Raw genomic sequence first — 18,820 nt, 5'->3', positions numbered from 1 at the left:
GGGTTGCCGGTCTGACCACAGACCGCATCGGGCATTCACCTCAACAGGCCATGCGGGGAGAGCACACATGACATCGCGATCGCACCACTACGTCCGCGCGCGACGAACTATGCCTCTGGTATCTCTCACTGCTGTGCTCGGCATCGCCGTCGCCGGGTGCAGCAGCGGCAGCACCGCGGACGATGGCCCGGACAAAAACCCCACGAAATCCGCCAAAGCCTCCCCGGCACCGACCAAGAGCTCGGCCGACCCGCAGGCGCAGGAGAAGAAGGCCGCGCTGACCACATATGCCCGTATGTGGGACGAGCAGGTCAAGGCGTATGCGAAGGCCGACGCCACGGGCACGGACCTCAAGAAGTACGCCACCAAGGACGCACTCGGCCGGGCGATGGGCGATCTCCTGCTGATGAAGAAGGCCGGCACCGCCGCCAAGGGCGCGCCCACCCACCGCAACACCAAGATCGACGCTCCGATCGACCTGGGCGCGAAGATCCCCAAGGCCCGGGTGACCGACTGCCTCGACATCACCAACTGGCCAACCGTCAAACGCTCCACCGGCAAGGTGCTGCCCTTCCCGAGCACCCAGCCTATGCGCTACCTGACCACCGCCCAGGCCGAGAAGTGGGGGAACCAGTGGATCATCACCAAAGTCGAAACACATGGCAACCGCACCTGCTGAGACGTCTGGCACCCACGCTCCTGGCGGTGCTGGTGACAGCCGCGACTCTGCCTGGCGCCGTGGCGGCTCCGCAGCCCGACAAAGGCACCAGTGGCCTCTGCCCCGGCCGGTCTTCCTACGTCACGGTCTGCCGCACCGAGCCCGGCGGCGGCGGCAGCCGCGATCACAGTGGCGGCCGCCCGGCAGACGGATCGGAAAAAGGCACGTCGAAGAGCAAAGGCCAGGCTGGCTTCCAGTTGTGCGCCGTCGAGCGCCTGGACCCGCAGCCGCCCGCGAGCGACCCGCTCTGGAAAGGCCACAAGCCCGGCAACGGCGCTATCTACACCCGCGTCTGCCTGATCGAGGACGCCGGGCAAGCGGCCCTGGGCGGGCCGCTCGCAGGAGTCCCGCAGGTGTTCTGGGCCGCCGAAGCCCCGGAAATCGACGTCGACCCCGAGGCGCTGGCCCGGCAAGCCGTCGACTCGATGCTCCTGACCGGCCCGGCAATCGCCAGCCCCCAGGCGGCAGGCAAGTACACCGTTGGGGTTCCGATGTGGATGTGGGTGGACCCCTCCCCTACCACGTTCGGCCCGAATACCGCCAGCGCGTCGCTGGCCGGAGTCACCGTGTCGGCCACCGCGAAGGTGTCCTCGATCCGCTGGTCGATGGGCGACGGCAAGAGGGTGATCTGCCGGGGCGCCGGAACCAAGTACAAGCCTTCGTACGGCATGACCAAGTCGCCCGACTGCGGACACCTCTACCGGGCCCCGTCCAAGGGGCTGACGGCAGGCCGTTTCAAGGGAACCGCGACCGCGACCTGGGCAGTGGAGTGGCACGTCACCGGAGGTGGCGAGACGGGCGAGTTCACCGAGGTCCGCGACAGCGACTTCACGGTAGCCGTGGGCGAGATGAGAGTCCTCGACTAGGCAGGAGGGCAAGCACGTGGTGTTAAAGAACATGACGAAGAACAGGCCGCAGGTACCCGCCCCGCCCGGCGCGGACACCGTGATGCGCCCGGACATCGCCATCACCGACCCGGAGCCGCCCCGCCGACGACGCCGCTCCTTCATGGTGATCGGGGCGGTGATGGTGCTGGCCGGCGCCATCGGCTTCGCCGGGCTGATGAACGCCTCGAGTGAGCGCTCCGATGTGCTGGCGCTGGCCCGCGACGTGCCGTCCGGGAAGAAGATCACCGAGCAGGACCTGCGGGTCGTGGCGCTGCCTGATGATCCCGGGCTCAAGCCGGTCGCCGCGGCGGAGAAGGACGCCGTGGTGGGCCGCCGGGCCGGGGCCGCACTGTCCCAAGGCTCCCTGCTGACCTCTGCTCAGCTCACCGGGCGCGGCGGCCTCAAGGCCGGTGAGGCACTGGTGGCCGTTGAGGTGAAGCGGGGCATGGCGCCGGTGGATGCGCTGCGCCCAGGCGACGCGGTGAACCTGGTGACGCGGCCCCAGGAAGGCGCGACGGACAAAGAGCAGGTTGAGCTGCCCCAGGTCGCCGGGCGGGTAGCCCAGGTGGGTGTCCCCGTCAGCAGTGGCGACGTCGTCGTCCAGGTCGCCGTCGCGGACGGTGACAGCGGCCTGGTGGCCTCCGATGCCAGCGCGGGCCGAGTAGCGATCGTCCTCAAGGCCGGGGGCTGATCCATGTCCGTCATGGTGCTCACCGGCGGACACGGCTGCGGAGTCACCGTGTCCTGTCTGGCGCTGGCGCTGTCCAGTCCACGTCCCTCCCTGCTGGTGGAGGCCGCGGGCCGACAGGCCTCGATCCGCAGCGGATACCGCCAGGGCGCCTGGGGCGGCGACGTGGGGCTGTGGCACTTGGCCCAGGCCCACCTACAGCATCAGCTCGCCGAGGCCTTCGAAGTACACCTGCGGCCGCTGGACGCGGACGGCAACCGCCTGATCCTGCCCGGGCTGACCGACCCGGCGCAGGCTTCGGCGCTGTCGGGGACATGGGAGCCGCTGGCGCTGCTGCTGCATGCCATGGACCAGCACGCCGGGTACGACGTGGTGGTCGACGCCGGGCAGGTCGTCGTCAACGGGGGCGGGCTGCATGCCGGGCTGTTCCCGGCCGTGCTCGCCCACCGGGCCGATGTGGTGCTGCTCGTGCTGCGCAACACCCTGACGTCGGTGGCGCAGACGCTGCCGGTCGCCCGCGTGCTGCAGGGCGAGCTGGAGCGGTGCGGCAGCGGCAGCGAGGCGCTGCGGCTGCTGGTCATCCAGGAACTGAACTCTGCAGCAGGGGGTCTGCGGACGGATGCCATCGCGCGCCGGTTCGGCGTCCCGGTGGTGGACTTGCTGCCGTGGGATGTGCCAGCCGGTGCGCTGTTCACCCATGGGGCGCTGCGGCCCCCGCGGCTGGCCAAGCTCCCGTTGCTCAAGCAGGCCCGGAAAACGGCTGCGGCGATCACGGTGGAGGTCAACACGCGGCGCCGGGCGCTGGATATGCCCGCCGCGCCGGTGACGTCACCGCAGGTGGCCGGGGTGCTGCAGCGGTTGGCCGCGGTCCGCCTGGCGGGCCAACCGGTTGATCCCCGGCTGCCGGGGGTGTCCTCTCATGGCTGAGAAGCAACCGGTGCCCGGGACACCACGCCTGCAGGACGTCTTGCGCCAGTCCTTGACCCAGCAGGCGCCTGCCCCGACCGTCGCGCCGACGGCCGACGCGCACACGCGCCACTCTGCGGCGCTGTCCTCGCCCTCGTCGCTGGATGTCACCGAGCAGGCCGGGGCGTTGCCTGCCTCGCCGCAGGACATCGCCACGCTGCGCGACGCGGTGAGCGACGACATCGTCGCCGCGGATGAGAAGGAGCCGCTGGCCGATGAGAGTGCACGCCGCGAGCGAGCCCGTTCGCTGGTAGCCGAACGGGTCTCGCGGTGGGCGGTGGACCAGGCGCGCCGGCACACGACGCTGACCCGCACGCAGGTGGAGACGCTGTGCCAGTCCGTCTATGACGCGCTGTTTCATGCCGGGCCCTTGCAGAAGTATCTGGACGACCCGGACGTGGAGAACATCGTCGTGCTCGGCGACACCGTCCAGGTCGACTACTTCAACCGGCCCACCATCGCAGTCCCGCCGGTCGCGCAGAACGACGACGAACTGATCGCGCTGATCAACCGGTTGGCGTCCAGCTCAGGGCACCGCGAGCGGCGGCTGTCCACCTCCTCCCCGATGGTCTCCTTCCGGCTGCCGGACGGCTCCCGCGCCGAGGCCACGACCTTGACCGGTGATCCGTTTTTGGGGGTACGCCGACACCGCGTGATGGCCTCGAGTCTGGAACAGATGCAGAGGTGGGGCACCCTGTCGCCTGCCCTGTCCGCGTTCTTGCACGCGCTCGTGCTGGCAAGGAAGAACGTGCTGTTCGCCGGGGACATGGGCACTGGCAAAACGTCACTGCTGCGGGCGCTGGCGAAGAAGATTCCCGCCGACGAGCGGGTGGTCACCCTTGAGTCGGACCGGGAGCTGTACCTCGACCAGGTCGAGGGCGGCGCCCAGTTCCTGGCGATGGAGTCCCGCGAGTCCAACGGCGAACTCGTCGATGGCCGGCCGGTCGGGCAGATCACGGTGGAGGACATGTTTCCGCACGCCCTGCGGATGCTGTCCACGCGCGTCATCGTCGGTGAGGTCCGCGACCGCGAGGCGATCGCGATGCTGCAGGCGATGAGCGCCGGCGGTGCCGGCTCCATGTGCACGCTGCACGCCGCCTACCCCAACCTGGTGCTGCCCCGCCTGGTCACGCTGTGCCGGGGGATGCACCGCGATGACGTCCACGAACTGGTGGGCACCGCTATCCACATCGTGGTGTACCTCAAGCAGATCAACCAGACCCGTCAGGGCGGGCGCCGCCACCGGTTTGTCTCCCACGTCCTGGAGGTGCAGCCCGGTGAGGGCGGGCACCCCTCCATCCAGGAGATCTTCTCGCCCGGGGGGTCCGATCCGCGCGGGATCCCGCAGCTCGTGCCGTCCTTCATCGAGGAACTGGAGGCACTGGCCGGGTTCGACCGGCGCTGGCTGACCGTGCCGCAGTACGGCGCATGGCCCGCCCCGCTGGACCTGATCGGCACGAGGGAGGACGCGGCGTGAGCACGGATCAATGGAATCTGCTGGCCGCGGTGTGCGGGGCGCTGCTCGTGGGCGGGGGCCTCCTCGCAGTGCGCGGCGCCGTCCCGGCGCCTCTGGCCGCCCAGCGTCCCCCCTCGCAGTGGGTGGCGCGCTGGTGGCAGGCGCGGGAGTCGCTGCCCGATGCCTGGGCGCGCCGCTACCGGTTCATCATGGTCCTGGCGGGCCTGTGCGCGGTCGGGGCCTGGCTGTACTGGGCACGGCCGGTGCATGGGCTGCTTGCCGCGGTGGGGGTGCTGGGTATCCCGTGGATCTGGAATCCGGCCGGCACCAGCCAGCGCCAGATCGTTCGCTTGGAGGCGCTGGCGGAGTGGATGCAGCAGCTGGCGGGGGTGCATGAGTCCGGCGGCACGCTGGACAGTGCGATCACCGCGTCGGCGACGCGTGCTCCGGTGACCATCCGCCCGCAGGTACGGCTGCTGGCCGCGCGGCTGCGGGTGGGCTCCAATCCGGTGCTGGCCTACCGGCAGTTCGCCGATGCCTTCGCGGACGGCGCCGTCGACAACGTGGTCATGCTGTTCCTCACGCACGCCCAGGACCACGGGCCGGGACTGAGTCGGGCCCTGCAGTCCATGGCCCACCTCACCGAGCAGGAGGCCATCACCCTGCGCACGGTGGATGCCAAGCGCAGCCAGGTGCGCACCGGGACGCGCTGGGTTTCCATCATTTCGCTGGCGATCGCCGCGTACATCGTCACCAACCCGTCGTGGGGGGAGATCTACCGCACCGCGCAGGGCCAGCTCGTGCTGCTCGCCCTGGGGCTGATGTTCGCCGCGGCTCTGGTGGGGATGCGCAGACTCGCTCTGTCGCGGCCGGCACCGCGGCTGCTGGCCCCGCTGCCGGTCCCCGGCTCGGCCGGTCCCCTCGGGTCTGTGTCGGGCCCCTCGGTCCGGAAGAAGGGGGCACTGCTGTGATCTCGACCGGCGCACTGGCCTACGGTGCGATCGCCGGCGCAGGCCTGTTCCTGGTGGTACGCGAACTGCTGCCCGCCCGGCCGGACATGGACGGCGTCCTGGACCGTCTGGAGAACACCACAGGCCAACCGGCGACGCCGGACGGGCACGGACGCGGTGCGCCCACGGTGTGGGAACGGGCCGGCGTGCAGATCCTGGCCTCCCACGGCCACCGCCTGAATGTGCCGCGCGCGGACTTGGAACTGCTCAACAAGTCGGTGCCCCACCATGTGGGCACCAAAGTGGTGGGGTCCCTGGTGGCCCTGGCCATGGTGCAGGCCGGTGGGCTGCTGCTGAACCTGGCAGGCTTGGGGATCTCCTTTGCTCCGCCGCTGCTGGTCTCAGTGGGCTTCGCCGCCTACATCTGGTTCTCCGCGGACGCCGACGTGCGGCGCAAGGCCAAGGCAGCCCGCCTGGAAGTGCGCTACGCCATCGCTTCCTTCCTGGAGCGCGCCCAGTTGGAGCGCGGCGCGAACGTGGGGCCCGAGGCAGCGGTCCAGCGCACCGCCGAGGTTGGCGACCACTGGATCCTGTCCCGCATCAGTGCCGCCCTCAAACGCGCCGAACTGGCGGGTATCCCGCAGTGGGAGGCCCTCAAACAGCTCGGCGAGCAGCTCGACATCCCCGAGCTGGCCGTCCCGGCGGAGTCGTTCTCCCTGGCCGGTGCCGGCGCCTCGATCCAAAAGACGCTGGCGACCCAGGCGCTGCTGCTGCGCCAGCGGCTGCTCACCGACCGGGAGGCGGAGGCGAACGCGGCATCCGAGCGCCTCGTCGTGCCGGGCACGGTGCTGTTCACGGTCGTGCTGGTGATGTTCGCCTACCCGGCGTTCAGCGCCCTGACATCCATCTGACGACTTGACCGCGCACCCGTGGTGCGCCCTCCGACGAGGAGTTCCGATCATGAAGTTCACGGGGTTTGAGAAAGTGGCCTTGCGCCTGCACACGGCGTGGCTGACGCGGGCGGAGAAGATGGGCGGCGCCCGCCGGGATGCCGGGATGGAGACGCTGGAGAAGCTGATTCTGGGCGCGGTGGTGCTGGGCGTGGCGGTGGCGTTCGGCACCGTGTTCAAGAGCACCTCCACGACGCTGATCGACCGGTTCAAGGCCGCCGTCGGCGCATGAGGAGTCGCATCCGGCGGTGGTGGCGCGTACGGCGGCAGGCCGTGGGCGGCGGCCGCGGGCAATCGGGGGTCTCCACGCTGGAGTTCCTGGTCATCGCGCCGATCCTGCTGTTCATCTCCTTGGTGGTGCTGCAGCTGGGTGTGTACTTCCTGGCCAGTACCGCCGCCCACACCGCGGCCCGCAAGGGCGCACAGAGCGGTGCGCAGTTTCAGTCCAGCCCTGGGCAGGGCGCGGCGCGCGCCGAGGACTGGCTGGCCCGGGTCGGAGTGGTGCAGCAAGCCCGCGTGAGCACCGCCGGGTCGAGCAGGGAGCGGGTGCGGGTGACCGTCTCGGGGCGGGTCATGAACTTCCTGCCGTGGGACGTGCGAATCGAGCGCAGCGCGGAGGACACCGTGGAGAAGAATCAGTGAACGAGCGACGTAGCCACGCGCACGCCCACCACCGGGATGCCGGGGAACGTGCTGCGGCGCTGGCCGGCCGCCGGGAGGGTGATCGGGGTTCGTACACGCTGGAGGCTGTGGTGTGCCTGACCGTGCTGGTACCGATCCTGGGAATCATCGCTGCGTTCGGGCTGGCCGGACTCGGAGACAGCACGGCCGCCAATGCCGCGGCCGCGGCCGCCCGGGCGGCCAGTGAGTCCACCGACCCCTCCACCGCGCAAGCCCGGGCCCGGCAGGCAGCGCTCAGGTCACTGGGGCAGGCGCAGCGCACCTGTGCCAGTTCCGACGTCCAGGTCGACACCAGCCGGTTTCCCTCGCAAGCCGGCCAGGCGGGCAGCGTCACGGTGACCGTGCACTGCACGATCCCGCTGGCGCAGTTGGCGGTGCCGGGGCTGCCGGGCTCCAAGACGCTGCGGGCGACCCGGCACAGTGCAGTGGACCGGTATGTGGCCCGCACCAACGAAGGGCGCACCCCGTGACGGTGCCAAGGAGAGCCGCCCGGCAGGGCCGCGGCTGGGCCCGCCCCCGCTGCCTGACTCAACACCGCGGCGACCGCGGCTCGGTGACCTTGTACTTCCTCGGCTTCGCGATCGTCATGATCGGACTGCTCGCGCTGCTGGTGGACGGCGGGCGCCTGCTGATGGCCGACGCGGATGCCGAGGACATCGCCGCGGAGGCGGCCCGCGCCGCGGGCCAGGAGATCAACGCTCCGGGTGCCATCACCGGCCAGGGCACCCGCGCCGACCCGGACAAGGCCGTCGCCACCGCCCAGGCCTTCCTCGCCGACGCCAAAGTCCAGGGCACCGTCACGGTTGCCGCGGACGGGCAGAGCATCACCATCACCGTCCACGACACCTACCAGACCCTGCTGCTAGGTGGATTCGGCTACTCCAGCATGCAGGTCACCGCACACGCCGACGTCACGCTCGAACGCACCGACCCGGGAGCATAAAGATGTCCCACTCCTCCCCCGGCCGCCCCGCCCTGCCCGCGCGGGTGCTGCGCGCCGCGGGCAGCCTGGCCGTTCTGGCGCTGCTGCTGAGCGGTGTGCCGTGGGTCCTGGCCGCCGCCGGCACCCTCCCGGCCGGCATACCCAGCGGCACGGACATCACCGAGGCGCTGATGTCGCCGGACGACGGGCATGTCCTGTTCACCGTGCTGACCGTGCTGGCGTGGGCATTGTGGCTGTGGTTCGCCCTGGGCGTGCTGGCCGAGATCCCCCATCTGCTGCGTCGCCGCCCGTCTCGTGGACAACGCCGCGTGCTGGGCACGCCGCAACGGCTGGCCGGGTTCCTGCTGGGCGGGCTGCTGGTGCTGCCCGCCGGTACGGCGATGGCCTCCCCGGTTCCCGCGGCGGCCGCCACCGCACCCCTGCACTTGGCCCACACCGTCCCGCACACGAAGGCCCCCACGGCGCCCGCCACCACCGCCGCCTTGCGGGCTGAAACGCCCGTGCAGAGGGGGCCCGTCCATGTGGTGGGTGAGACGGGGGAAACCGTGTGGGACCTGGCCGTGGAGTACCTGGGGTCGGGAAGCCGCTCCGCCGAGATCCGCCGGCTCAACCCGGGTCTTCCGCAGGGCACGCTGTTGCCCGCCGGGCTCCACGTGCAGCTCCCGGCCGATGCCCACATCGCCTCCCCCGCCCCGGTGTCCGAACAGGCAGGGGGCAGCGGCGAAGCTGGGAGGCGGATGCGGCTCGCGGCAGCCCAGCGCCCAGCAGCAGCGGCCAAGGACGAACAGGGCGAGCGGATCCACACGGTCGAGGCCGGGGAGTCGTTGTCCGCCATCGCCGCGGACGAGCTGGGCGATGGCGACCAGTGGCCGCAGCTATTCGACGCCAGCAAGGGGCATGACCAGCCGGGCCATACACCGCCGCTGCACGATCCCGACCTGATCTACCCCGGCCAACAGATCACCGTGCCCGCGGCGCCGGGCCCCACCACACCCGAGGCCCCCGGCGATAAGAAGGAGGAACCCAACCCGCAAGACGCTGGCGCCGATGGTGACAAGGACACCGATCGCGAACACGGCCCCGGGGCCGGGGAGAGCGGTCCCACGAAGCCGTCGGCCACACCCGAGAAACCCGATCGTGAGGATCAGCGGCCCACCCACCGGCCTTCCCCTCCCTCCGATGCGTCCACACCGTCCGGTAAGCCGACTTCGGTGCCCGCCCCGGACACTGACCCGTCCACGGAATCGGAGGTGTTCACTCTGCGCACCGCGGGGGTACTGGCCTCCCTGGCGGCCGCAGTGACTCTGGCCCTGTCCCTGCGCCGCATCCTGCAACGCCGCAGCGCCCGGCCCGGCGAGCTCATCACCATGCCCCAAAACACCTCCCCGACCGAGGCGCAGCTGGCTCAGGCCGCTGAACCCACGGGCATCCTCCGACTCGACCGGGCGCTACGCACCCTTGCTCACCACGCCGCCCAGCAGGGGCACGCCCTTCCGGCCCTGCGTGGGGCCCAGATCACCGACCGCAGCGTGCAGGTCCTGCCCGACGACCTGCAGGCCGCCGCCGCACCCCCGTTCACGGCCGGCCGAGCTGGCTGGTGGGTGTGCGAGAACACCGCCGAGCTCCTCGCCGAGGACGAGGCCGCCGACGTGCCGCCCCCCTACCCAGGCCTGGTCACCATCGGCGCCGACGGTGACGGCCAGCTGGTGCTGCTCGACCTGCCGCACACCGGTGTCCTCCTGCTGGACGGAGACCGCGCACACCGCACGGAGGTCCTCACCTCGCTGGCCCTGGAACTCGCCATGAGCCCCTGGGCGAGCGACGTGGAAGTCGTCGTCGTCGGGTTCGGCGAGGGCCTGAACCACCTGCTGCCCACGGGCCGCATCGCGCACATCAGCGCAACCGCAGACGCGGCACGGGACTTTGCCGAGCGTCTCCTCGAAGCCCACCAGGAACCCGAGGAATCCCGCACTCCCTACTTGATCCTGTGCGCTGCCGACCTCGATGCCGACAGCTCCTGGCAGCTCGCCGAAACCTTCCACACATCGAGGACCACCATGAAGGTCGCGCTCATCGTCCCCGCCGGCCAGGCCCGTCTCCTCTTCGAGGACAGCGACCTCCTGGATGCCGCCGACACCCAACCGCAGACCCTCGACAGCCTCGGTCTCGACATCACCCTGCAGCGCCTGGAACGCGACGCCCTCGAAGAGGTCACGGCCGCCCTCAAGGTATCCGGACAAGAGCCGCGCCCCGCCGACGGAGCCTGGCAGCACGTGCCGTCCGAGACCCGGACCGCGCACGCGGCCCGCACCACGGCTTCCACACACACCGGCCCGCCCCGTACCTCCGCAACCGACCCCCTCGGCCCAGCTGCCGGTGCAAGGAGCGCCAGCTCCCGCCGCACGGCCGACGACGGAAAAGGTGACGGCGGGCTGGGGATCTTCCCTGCACTCCTGACCGCCTCCGCCTCTCCCACCACCGTGCCCGACCTGCCCGCACAGGAGGACCCTGACGGGCCCGATACACCGCTGGCCCCCGCAGCCGAGGACGACGAACAGCTCGCTCCCACGCTCCCGCAGGCGCCACCGGCGCCCTCGCAGAACTCCAGCAGCCCCTCCCCCGAGCCAGCCGCCGGCAGCCCGGGCTTAGAAGGCCCGCCTCCCGGTGTGCCGCTCATCCAAGTGCTGGGGACCGTCGCCATCTCCGGCGTGGCCGCCTCCCGTCACGGCGCCCGCGAGGCACAACTGGCAGCCCTGCTCCACCTGCGTCCCGGGCGCACTGCGGACGCCCTATGCACGGAGATGGACCCGTCCCACCCCTGGGCAGCCGAGACCCTCAACTCCCGGCTCGGCGGCCTGCGCCGCACTCTCGGCAAAGACGACACCGGCATGTGGTACGTGCCACGGCGCTCCGTGAAGGGCGACCCGTTCACGATCTCGGCGAAGATCTGCTGCGACTGGCACGTCTTCCTGCGCACCGTCGAGGCCGCTCTCCCCCACGGCCCGGCCGGCCTGCCCGACCTTGAACGCGCCCTCCATCAGGTCCGCGGGAAACCCTTCGGTGCCCAGCCGCTGCCCTGGAGCGAGCCGCTACAGCAGGAGATCGCAATGCGCATCGTGAGTACAGCGCACACCGTGGCAACGTTGCGTCTGGAGTCCGGTCCACACCACGATCTGACCCTGGCCCGCCGCGCCATCGCCATCGGACTCGAGGTCGACGACAGCGCAGAACTTCTCTACCGGGACTGGTTCCAGATCGAAGCGGCCGCAGGCAACCGGAGCGGCCTGATCGCAGCGATCTCCCGCCTCGACCAGGTCAACCGCTCCCTGGGCCTAGCGACCGAACTCGACACGGAAGTCCTCATGCGCAAACTCCTCGACCAGACCGACGGTCAGGGGTGATATCAGACAGCCGACCGCGCCTTCAGACTCGCGAGCCGCGCAGCACGCCTGCGCACGAAGGAGACCGCAGCCAGCCGGCGGTGAACCGCAAGGTGGAGTCAGGCTTTTTAGAGAGGGCAACTGACCTGGTTTGCAGGCCGTTTGGGGGCACCGTGACCGCAGCAGCGGCGGGTTGGCTATGACGTTGTTCAGCGGTCCCGGCATGTTGGCTTCCAGCGGCCCCAGTTGGTGGGTCGTTCGGGCGCATAGAGGCGTGGTGACGGGGCGAAGTGGCCCCACCTCGGCTCTGGGTGCGGATCCTCTGAAGTGACCGTCCGGATCAAGCGGTGAGGGTGTAGTTCGGCTGGTCAGGGCTGGGGTAGAGGCGTTCATGCTCGCGGGCCGCATGGAAGATCCAGTAGTCCTCGAAGTCGCCGTTCGTGATCAACGCACGGAGTTGGAGGACGGCTTCGGCTCCGTCGAGCCCCCAGCGGGCGCCGGTGATATCGAGGCGGTCGGCGATCAGATGTCGGCAGGCGCCTTCGACGGCGCCGGCGGCGATCGGCCAGCCGGCCGCGAGTGCGGTGTCGTAACGGAGTTGGTCGAGGTGGCCTGTGAGGTAGCGGTGGCAGGTGGTGACAGCCGCATGGCCGGCCGCGGATAGTTGTTCGGCCGCGGCTTGCGCGGTCATCTCGGCGGCGGCGCGCTCTGCGTGTCCGGCGAGGATCGCGGTGAGTTTGTCCGCGGCCCAGGTCTCGGCCTCGCGACTGCCGGGCGGGTGGAATGCGTGCGCGGCCGTCCAGCAGTACTCGGCGACATGCACAAAGTCGAGCAGAACGTGCAGGTGGATGCCGCGGCGGACGGATTCGGTGTGGATCAGGTCGAGTTGGTGGCGGGCACCGTCGACGAGTATGAGCCAGTCGCGCAGATGCTGCGGGTCGCGGGAGGTGGCCTGGTCGAAAGCTTCGGCGACGACCTGCTCTGGAGAGCGGATCACCGAGGCGGCGCACCATTTCCGCTGTGCTTTCGGGCCTGGCCGTGGCGGTCGGGTTTCGCTGCGGCCGCCGGGTGGGTGGACGATGTCGTGCGGTCGGCGCGGGGCGGGAGCGGTGTCGAAGATGCAGGCCACGGTCGCCATGCGCTTGCGATTGGGTTTCTCGCCCGGGGCCAGGCGTCCGCGCCGCCCGGCCGCCGCGGTCTTGGCCGCGGCCCGGCGGGTGGCTTCGCGCAGGGCTTCGGGGCGCATCACTATGCCCTTGCCGTCGATCTGGATGACCAGGGGCATTTCGCGGGTGCACGGGGTGGGGATCTTTGCCGTGTAGTAGGCGGCGATGTCGACGGCGGCGGCGACCACCAGTTCTTTGAGGCGGCGCTTGCCGAGTACTCTTCCGCACCGTCGCTCGATCGCGGCGGCGGCCTGGTCGTATGAGCCGCGCACTGCCTCCAGGACCGCAAGCCGGGCAAGTCCGCGGGAGTGTCGGCCGGCGGGCAGCGACAGTTTCTCGTCCGCCGGGTGCACGTTGGCAACGCCGCGGCCGCGATAGGCGATCCAGGTCACCCGCACCGGTCCGAACATACAGGTCAGCAGGCGACGGTGGCCCATCTCTCGCCAGGCCCGCCGCTGTCCTTCCGGCCCGAGGACCAGCGGCTGGCGTCCGTCCGCTCGCACCGTGGCTTCCTCCTTCCTGGCTCGCTGATCGAGGTGGTTCTGCATCAACTGCCGCAGCAGTTCGCGTCCCAACTGTTCGAGCTGGGCTTCGAGTTCGTCGTGAGGCAAGTCTGCTGCCGGGCCGTCGGCCAGCGTCGAGATGAGGCGTTCGAAGGCATCGCGGGAGGCGGAGTACGGATCAGGCTCGGGTAAGGCGTCGTACGGTTCCATCGAGGGCTCTTCTTCGGGTGTGATTCGTTTTGGTTGGCACCTTCGAATCTACGGAGAAGAGCCCCTTGGTCACTGGGAGTTGGCTCGGTCACGTCCCGGACCTTGCTGGGCGAGGGTGAACTGTCCCGGCGCGTCCTCGTCCAGCCAGCCCCGCTCCACCAGCCGCTTCAGTTTTCCCCGGGTGCCCTCGATCTTCCCGGTCGTCGTCGGCAGACCGATCCGCGGCACGATCTGCTTCGCCTGCACCGGTCCCGGCGCGTCAGCGATGATCTCCACGATGTCCCGGTAGATGTCCGGCAACACCGCCACGACCAGGCCCTCCCGCCACGGCGGCACCATCATCACCCCGAGACCATGGGGCGCCGACGTCTCGTCCGGCGCCGGCGCATTCCCCGCCGCATCGTGCGGCTCGGCCTCCGCGGCCGACAGTTCCGCCAGCACCTGCGCGACGGTCTCCCGCGTGATCTCCAGCCGCGACAAATCCTCCCGCGCCTTCTCTAGCCGGAGGGCCAGCTCGGCGGCCTCAGCCTGGAGTTCCTCCACTCGCTGCCGAGCCGCGACCTCCCGCACCTGCAGTTCTTCCGATAAAGACGCCATGGCGAACCGACCTCCGCCACCACGGTAGAGACGAGCAGCCCCGAGTACAGCCCCATTCAGCTCGAAGCCCCAGCGCCTGCGTCAGCCGATCACGGGCACCCCAGAATCTGGCGAGGAATAGTCAGGACTGGTGGGTCTCCTGAGGCCGACGATCAGGCCGCTGACCATGTCGGATAGTTTGGTGGTGCCCAATCCGACTCGACGAGGCCGGCGGTGAGTAGGCCGTATCCATTCCATGAAGGGATGAACGTCGCGTGGGACCTCGTGGTCTGGCGTAGTGACCACGAGCGGGTCGAAATCGCCGTGCTGGACCGCGAGGATATCGCTCAGATTCGCGGATACTTCGACCGCGGCGACGACGTGTGGATGTACAACGTCTACCCTGTCCCGCATACGCTTTTGTTGAAGATCGCTGATCTCGTTCCGGAGGGCCAACTCGACCTGAAGCTCGAGCACTACATCGAAGCTCGTCAGGAACTTCCGGGTGGAGAACTCTGCTTCCCCGAACCTGGAGAGCCTCCGCCTGGTCACGTGCCGCCGCCGTGAGCGTGATCGGCAGAATGCCGTGGATCACGGGGCCCTTCCCTTCAGAGGAACTACACCCTTCCGGAAAGCCCCACGACGACATCGTGGAGCCCGCCGGCCCTCAGCAGAGGGCGACGGCAGTCGGAAAGTCATGGTCGTAGCCCCAAGTGGCTGCCGGCGACCCACGGCGTTGATCTAACAGAGCTTCGTCCAAGAGGCAGTACTCCGTGGAGAAGCCTGAACTGAACACGCCCCGATGGACATGGGATTGCTCCCACCTGACACGACGGGGCAGGACGACGAACAACGGTCAGCCGACTGCTGCCTCCCGCGCTGGGTGACGCAGCATCCGCAACGATCCCGGCCGTTTCCCAGCGCCCGACCGGACACATCCCCGCCATACCGCCTGTCCGGCCCATCCATCACCGCATGCGAGGCGGCCATCGGACACCGCAAGAACAGTCTTCACCAAGGTATCCAGGCTGCTATTTCAGCCAGCGGTACACTCCTTAAGATCACACGGATATCGTTCCCTCCCTCGCGCCACCTGCTGCTGACACGAGTGGAGCAGTCAGGCACCCCGGTTGAATGGGGCAGCGCACTACAGCACAAATGCGCCACCTGCGCGTACGATCCGCATCCATCACTCGAACGTCCCGATGCACTGATGAAAGGTCGCCACCATGCCGGAAGTTCAGTTGGAAGCTGCAGGAGTCCAGGGGCAATACGCCACCCAGGTGGCTTCGGACCTCGAGACCAACCGCAAGGAACAGGAGCGCATCGCCACTGAGATCGCGGCCTTGCAGGAACAACTGCAGCGGCTGGAGCACGACCACTCACTGCTGGTCAGGGTGCAGGAAGCCCTGAGTACGGCAGACACTGCGACGCCCGGCCCGAAGAAGAAGACCATCCGTCAAAAGTCGGCACCCAAGCCGCAGCGCAACACCAGCACGGCGGGTGGAACCCGTACGAAGACGTCCGCAGCCAAATCCACGCCAGTCCCCAAGGTTCCGGCCGCACGCTCCGGGGGGCCGACGCTGGTCGAACTCGTCCGCGACCACCTCGACCAGCACAGCGAACCACGTTCCGCTGCCGAGATCACCTCCGCGCTCACTAAGGCCTATCCGGAGCGCAGCATCAAGACCACGGTGGTACGCACCACGCTGGAGGGTCTGGTGGCCAAGGGGCTGGCTCAGCGCAGCAAGCAGGGCTCCTCAGTCTTCTACGACTCAGCCACTCCCGCCGAGCAGACCTCCGCGCCGCAGCCGACCTCCGCCACCAGCTGAGCCCACCACCGCAGTGCCCTGTGGTATCGGTTCATATCCGCAGGGCGGGCCCGTCGCCTGCCCCATGGCGCACCAACTTTTCGGCCGCACGGCCTGCCCCCGCCGCGACACGACCCTAGAAGGAGGACATGGTGGACGGCGAAACCTCCCCCGCACCGCAGGCCCGCCCTGCGCGGAAACTGGCGTCCTTGGCGGACCGGGTCAGTGGCGTCCTGGCTCCCGCCGGGCCCGGCCTCAGTTTCGGCCTCACCGAGCTGGATGCTGCCACCGGCGGCCTGCAGCCGGGCCGCCTCACTTTGGTGGCTGCGGCGCCCGGGGCGGGCGGCAGCCTGCTTGCCCTCGCTGCCGCGCGCCGCAGCGCGCTGGGCGAAGGACGCCGAGTGCTGTACGCGGCCGCGGGCCTGACCGCGGATGATGTGGCCCGTTGGATCATCGCGGCCGAGTCAGGAACCGACCACCGCAAGCTGCGGGCCGGGGCCCTCACCTCAGCCGAGCGCGAGGCAGCCGAGCAGGCCGGTGCCCGCCTGGTCCAGGCCCCTCTACTCGTCGACGACGGCGCCGATCTGACCGCCGAGGCGATCGCCGAATCCGCTCCCTACGTCGATGACTTGGCCCTGATCGTCGTGGACCGGCTGCACCACAGTCCCGACCCGCACCTGCCGCTGTCAGGGCCCCGGGTTCCGCCCGCGGTTCGCACGTTGATGCACCTGGCCCGCCAGCTGTCGGTGCCGGTCCTGGCCGTCCTCAACACCGACGAGACACACGTGGTGCGTGCTCTGGACGCCGATGTGACTCTCACCCTGGCCCTCCCCGCAGGTGCCGACACCGCCACGGTGACGGTCACCGAACGCGACCTGGGCCAGACCACTCTCCTCCTCCAGCCCGACCTGAACCACGCACGTTTCACCGACGCACCCCCGCCCTCTGCGCTGTCCGCTCTTGCTCCCGCCGAGTCCGCTCTTGCTGTGGCGGAACACGAACTGGCTGACGCGGCTCTGCCCTTCACCTCCGGAGCCCTCAAGGGCCTTGCCTCCCGCGCCGTGCAGATCCTCTCCGATCACCGCGACGGCGTCCTCAATGCCGATGAGAAGGCCCTGCCCGGTCTGCGTCGCCATACTGCTGCTCTGGCCCGCGACGCTCCGCTGGACCTGCCCAGCCACCCCGCGGCCCAGCGCCTGCGCGCTGCCCTGGACACGTTCACTACCGCCCTGCAGCAGCACTCGACGGAACGCCAGCCCTCGACCCAGCACGACGACACCCCCCTCGGCGCCGGGCCGGGCCCACGCGCAGAAAGCTCCGATGCTGCAACCGCGGTCGACGATGCCGGCCTGGGCGCTCCCGAGCCCGAAGACCAAGAAGGTCAAGGCGCACCGGAACTCCAGCCCGGTGACGAGGACGACGAACCAGGAAATGCGCCCTTCCCCGCCCTCCGGATCCTCAAGGAGGCCATCGGCCGGTCAAAGATGCACCCGATCGCAGTCATCAGCAAAGACGAGCGGGACGAGGCGCCTTGGGCTCTCATCAACGAGGTCATGGACGGCGAGCCCCGCTGGGTCCATCCTGACGTGGACAGCGTGCGCACCCGAGGCGGCAAGCGCCATCAGCTCATCGTGCCCGACCAGTTCGGCCCCGGACAGCTCTGCACCATCGACCGTAACGGCTCCTACCCCTCCGCCTGCTCAGCCGTCACCTTGGCACCGAACAAACTCAAGCAGACCGGTCCCCTGGAGCAGCGTGCCAAGGACCAGGCAGGGACCTTCCAGATTGATGTACCGGTCTGGAAGCACGCCCACATGCCGCACCCTCTGGGACGTCTGGCCATGCGGCCGGACGCTCAGGGCCGGATCTGGGTGACCACGCCGCACATGGAGATCCTGGAGAAGCTGATCAGGCAAGGTCACCTCACCGAGCCGCTGCGCATTTACGACTCCTGGACCGGGCGGGCCAACAACTCACTCCTCAAGCCGTTCTACCAGGCCGCGAAGACGGCCCGTGCCGAACTGATCGGTACGGGAGAGGCGTACATCGAGTACAAGCGGCGCCTGTCGATCGCTCTACGCCTGCTGTGGCCCAAGGGCGAGAGCGTGAACTCCCCGTTCTGGCGCCCGGACTGGCGCATGAGCATGGTCGCCGAGGCCTCCGTACGCCACTGGGTCATGGCCTGGGGTGCCGTCCAGGACGGCCACACACTGATCGCCCTGCGCAACGTCGACGAGGCCGTGTTCTGGACTCCGGACGGCATCGCTCCCGGCAAGTACAAGGTGGGAACCGGGTTCGGCGAGGTCAAAGTCAAAGTCGAGCAAGGAGGTGAGGACTGATGCCCCACGGCGAAGGGAACACCCTGGGCGCAGCCCTCAACAGCCTCCTCGCCGGCTTCGGTGCGCAGCCCAAAAATCGGCTCAAGTCCTACCGGGCCAAGGGCTGGCACGCCCAGCTCGTCCACCTCACCGAAACCCATCGCGGTTACGCAGAACTCGAGCGGGCCGGGCTCGGTGTCACCCACGCCACCCTCATGAAGTGGCTGGCCGACGACGAGTACACCGTGCGCCGCACCTATCGCGAGACCATCCACCAGGCCTACGAAGCCGCCGCCACCACCCCCGCCGGCCCCATCCCGCAGAACTTCAAGGACCACCAGTTCGAGATCCGGGGCCTCGTGAAAACCGGCGCCGATGAACGCGAGCGTGGCGCTCGAGGCACCGCACCACTGCGCATCGACGGCCGCAACGGGCACTGGGCCTCGATCGAGTCGAAGTGGCAGGGCGGAGAACTCGACGACGGCTCCTTCGAAGATGACTTCATCGACTTCGTCATCTGCGACGACATCGGCGAAGGCACCGACGGATGGGAGTTCTCCGGCACCTGGTACACCATCAGCTGAGTCTGTCCTACCGGTAGTTCGTTAAATCCGGCG

At 69.4% G+C, this 18,820-nt stretch carries 18 protein-coding genes; 16 read left to right on the top strand and 2 right to left on the bottom strand.

From position 1 onward, the window contains the following. Nucleotides 1-109 precede the first annotated feature (109 nt). From ACFVYR_RS20995 to ACFVYR_RS20940, 12 genes are all read left to right on the top strand, one after another. Nucleotides 110-679: a hypothetical protein gene (locus ACFVYR_RS20995; protein WP_389612247.1), complete on the top strand. Its 570-nt coding sequence runs from the start codon at nucleotides 110-112 to the stop codon at nucleotides 677-679. Nucleotides 680-705: 26 nt separating this feature from the next. Further along, on the top strand, nucleotides 706-1,584 hold the full coding sequence (locus ACFVYR_RS20990) for an ATP/GTP-binding protein (protein WP_384251166.1): 879 nt from the start codon (nucleotides 706-708) through the stop codon (nucleotides 1,582-1,584). A gap of 31 nt (nucleotides 1,585-1,615) precedes the next feature. Continuing rightward, the gene (locus ACFVYR_RS20985) at nucleotides 1,616-2,296 is read left to right on the top strand and encodes an SAF domain-containing protein (protein WP_384251163.1); all 681 of its coding nucleotides are present in this window, start codon (nucleotides 1,616-1,618) and stop codon (nucleotides 2,294-2,296) included. A 3-nt stretch (nucleotides 2,297-2,299) separates the two neighbouring features. Continuing rightward, a complete protein-coding gene (locus tag ACFVYR_RS20980) occupies nucleotides 2,300-3,220 on the top strand; it encodes a hypothetical protein (RefSeq protein WP_384251160.1) in 921 nt (306 codons plus the stop codon). Continuing rightward, nucleotides 3,213-4,736: a CpaF family protein gene (locus tag ACFVYR_RS20975; protein ID WP_384251158.1), complete on the top strand. Its 1,524-nt coding sequence runs from the start codon at nucleotides 3,213-3,215 to the stop codon at nucleotides 4,734-4,736. Before ACFVYR_RS20980 ends, ACFVYR_RS20975 begins: the two co-directional genes overlap by 8 nt. Beyond that, nucleotides 4,733-5,686, top strand: a complete 954-nt coding sequence (locus ACFVYR_RS20970) for a type II secretion system F family protein (RefSeq protein WP_384251155.1) — start codon at nucleotides 4,733-4,735, stop codon at nucleotides 5,684-5,686. Before ACFVYR_RS20975 ends, ACFVYR_RS20970 begins: the two co-directional genes overlap by 4 nt. Beyond that, nucleotides 5,683-6,576, top strand: coding sequence for a hypothetical protein (locus ACFVYR_RS20965; protein ID WP_384251152.1), 894 nt, complete (start codon nucleotides 5,683-5,685; stop codon nucleotides 6,574-6,576). The genes ACFVYR_RS20970 and ACFVYR_RS20965 overlap by 4 nt, the downstream gene beginning before the upstream one ends. Nucleotides 6,577-6,625: 49 nt before the next feature. Next, entirely contained in the window at nucleotides 6,626-6,847 is a 222-nt protein-coding gene (locus ACFVYR_RS20960) for a hypothetical protein (RefSeq protein ID WP_384251149.1), read from the top strand. Continuing rightward, on the top strand, nucleotides 6,844-7,257 hold the full coding sequence (locus ACFVYR_RS20955; RefSeq protein WP_384251146.1) for a TadE/TadG family type IV pilus assembly protein: 414 nt from the start codon (nucleotides 6,844-6,846) through the stop codon (nucleotides 7,255-7,257). The genes ACFVYR_RS20960 and ACFVYR_RS20955 overlap by 4 nt, the downstream gene beginning before the upstream one ends. Further along, nucleotides 7,254-7,766, top strand: coding sequence for a hypothetical protein (locus ACFVYR_RS20950; protein WP_384251144.1), 513 nt, complete (start codon nucleotides 7,254-7,256; stop codon nucleotides 7,764-7,766). Before ACFVYR_RS20955 ends, ACFVYR_RS20950 begins: the two co-directional genes overlap by 4 nt. A gap of 83 nt (nucleotides 7,767-7,849) precedes the next feature. Further along, complete coding sequence (locus ACFVYR_RS20945; RefSeq protein ID WP_384251143.1) at nucleotides 7,850-8,239, top strand: pilus assembly protein TadG-related protein; 390 nt, start codon at nucleotides 7,850-7,852, stop codon at nucleotides 8,237-8,239. Between the two features lie 2 nt (nucleotides 8,240-8,241). Further along, nucleotides 8,242-11,640, top strand: coding sequence for a LysM peptidoglycan-binding domain-containing protein (locus ACFVYR_RS20940; protein ID WP_384251142.1), 3,399 nt, complete (start codon nucleotides 8,242-8,244; stop codon nucleotides 11,638-11,640). A 319-nt stretch (nucleotides 11,641-11,959) separates the two neighbouring features. Here the strand turns inward: ACFVYR_RS20940 and ACFVYR_RS20935 are convergent, their stop codons facing one another. Next, nucleotides 11,960-13,498, bottom strand: coding sequence for an ISKra4 family transposase (locus ACFVYR_RS20935; RefSeq protein WP_384251140.1), 1,539 nt, complete (start codon nucleotides 13,496-13,498; stop codon nucleotides 11,960-11,962). A 69-nt stretch (nucleotides 13,499-13,567) separates the two neighbouring features. Then, the gene (locus ACFVYR_RS20930) at nucleotides 13,568-14,095 is read right to left on the bottom strand and encodes a hypothetical protein (RefSeq protein ID WP_384251137.1); all 528 of its coding nucleotides are present in this window, start codon (nucleotides 14,093-14,095) and stop codon (nucleotides 13,568-13,570) included. Between the two features lie 243 nt (nucleotides 14,096-14,338). On the opposite strand from ACFVYR_RS20930, the gene ACFVYR_RS20925 reads away from it, so the two are divergent. From ACFVYR_RS20925 to ACFVYR_RS20910, 4 genes are all read left to right on the top strand, one after another. Beyond that, complete coding sequence (locus tag ACFVYR_RS20925) at nucleotides 14,339-14,641, top strand: hypothetical protein (RefSeq protein WP_384251135.1); 303 nt, start codon at nucleotides 14,339-14,341, stop codon at nucleotides 14,639-14,641. 662 nt (nucleotides 14,642-15,303) lie between these two features. Then, the gene (locus ACFVYR_RS20920) at nucleotides 15,304-15,906 is read left to right on the top strand and encodes a hypothetical protein (RefSeq protein ID WP_384251132.1); all 603 of its coding nucleotides are present in this window, start codon (nucleotides 15,304-15,306) and stop codon (nucleotides 15,904-15,906) included. 128 nt (nucleotides 15,907-16,034) lie between these two features. Beyond that, nucleotides 16,035-18,224: a DnaB-like helicase C-terminal domain-containing protein gene (locus ACFVYR_RS20915; RefSeq protein ID WP_384251130.1), complete on the top strand. Its 2,190-nt coding sequence runs from the start codon at nucleotides 16,035-16,037 to the stop codon at nucleotides 18,222-18,224. Next, nucleotides 18,224-18,787, top strand: coding sequence for a hypothetical protein (locus ACFVYR_RS20910; protein WP_384251127.1), 564 nt, complete (start codon nucleotides 18,224-18,226; stop codon nucleotides 18,785-18,787). Before ACFVYR_RS20915 ends, ACFVYR_RS20910 begins: the two co-directional genes overlap by 1 nt. Nucleotides 18,788-18,820: the final 33 nt, after the last annotated feature.

It is taken from the genome of Streptomyces sp. NPDC058284 (genome assembly GCF_042881135.1).
Classification (GTDB): Bacteria; Actinomycetota; Actinomycetes; order Streptomycetales; family Streptomycetaceae; genus Streptomyces.
The sequence above is the reverse complement of the archived record's forward strand: the minus strand, read 5'-3'. Positions and strand labels throughout refer to the sequence as shown.

Excerpts from the sequence above, each read along its gene's own strand:
- ACFVYR_RS20995 (WP_389612247.1), top strand. The coding sequence starts at position 110 with ATGCCTCTGGTATCTCTCACTGCTGTGCTCGGCATCGCCGTCGCCGGG.
- ACFVYR_RS20985 (WP_384251163.1), top strand. The coding sequence starts at position 1,616 with ATGACGAAGAACAGGCCGCAGGTACCCGCCCCGCCCGGCGCGGACACC.
- ACFVYR_RS20980 (WP_384251160.1), top strand. The coding sequence starts at position 2,300 with ATGTCCGTCATGGTGCTCACCGGCGGACACGGCTGCGGAGTCACCGTG.
- ACFVYR_RS20975 (WP_384251158.1), top strand. The coding sequence starts at position 3,213 with ATGGCTGAGAAGCAACCGGTGCCCGGGACACCACGCCTGCAGGACGTC.
- ACFVYR_RS20960 (WP_384251149.1), top strand. The coding sequence starts at position 6,626 with ATGAAGTTCACGGGGTTTGAGAAAGTGGCCTTGCGCCTGCACACGGCG.
- ACFVYR_RS20955 (WP_384251146.1), top strand. The coding sequence starts at position 6,844 with ATGAGGAGTCGCATCCGGCGGTGGTGGCGCGTACGGCGGCAGGCCGTG.
- ACFVYR_RS20940 (WP_384251142.1), top strand. The coding sequence starts at position 8,242 with ATGTCCCACTCCTCCCCCGGCCGCCCCGCCCTGCCCGCGCGGGTGCTG.
- ACFVYR_RS20935 (WP_384251140.1), bottom strand. The coding sequence starts at position 13,498 with ATGGAACCGTACGACGCCTTACCCGAGCCTGATCCGTACTCCGCCTCC.
- ACFVYR_RS20930 (WP_384251137.1), bottom strand. The coding sequence starts at position 14,095 with ATGGCGTCTTTATCGGAAGAACTGCAGGTGCGGGAGGTCGCGGCTCGG.
- ACFVYR_RS20925 (WP_384251135.1), top strand. The coding sequence starts at position 14,339 with ATGAACGTCGCGTGGGACCTCGTGGTCTGGCGTAGTGACCACGAGCGG.
- ACFVYR_RS20920 (WP_384251132.1), top strand. The coding sequence starts at position 15,304 with ATGCCGGAAGTTCAGTTGGAAGCTGCAGGAGTCCAGGGGCAATACGCC.
- ACFVYR_RS20915 (WP_384251130.1), top strand. The coding sequence starts at position 16,035 with ATGGTGGACGGCGAAACCTCCCCCGCACCGCAGGCCCGCCCTGCGCGG.
- ACFVYR_RS20910 (WP_384251127.1), top strand. The coding sequence starts at position 18,224 with ATGCCCCACGGCGAAGGGAACACCCTGGGCGCAGCCCTCAACAGCCTC.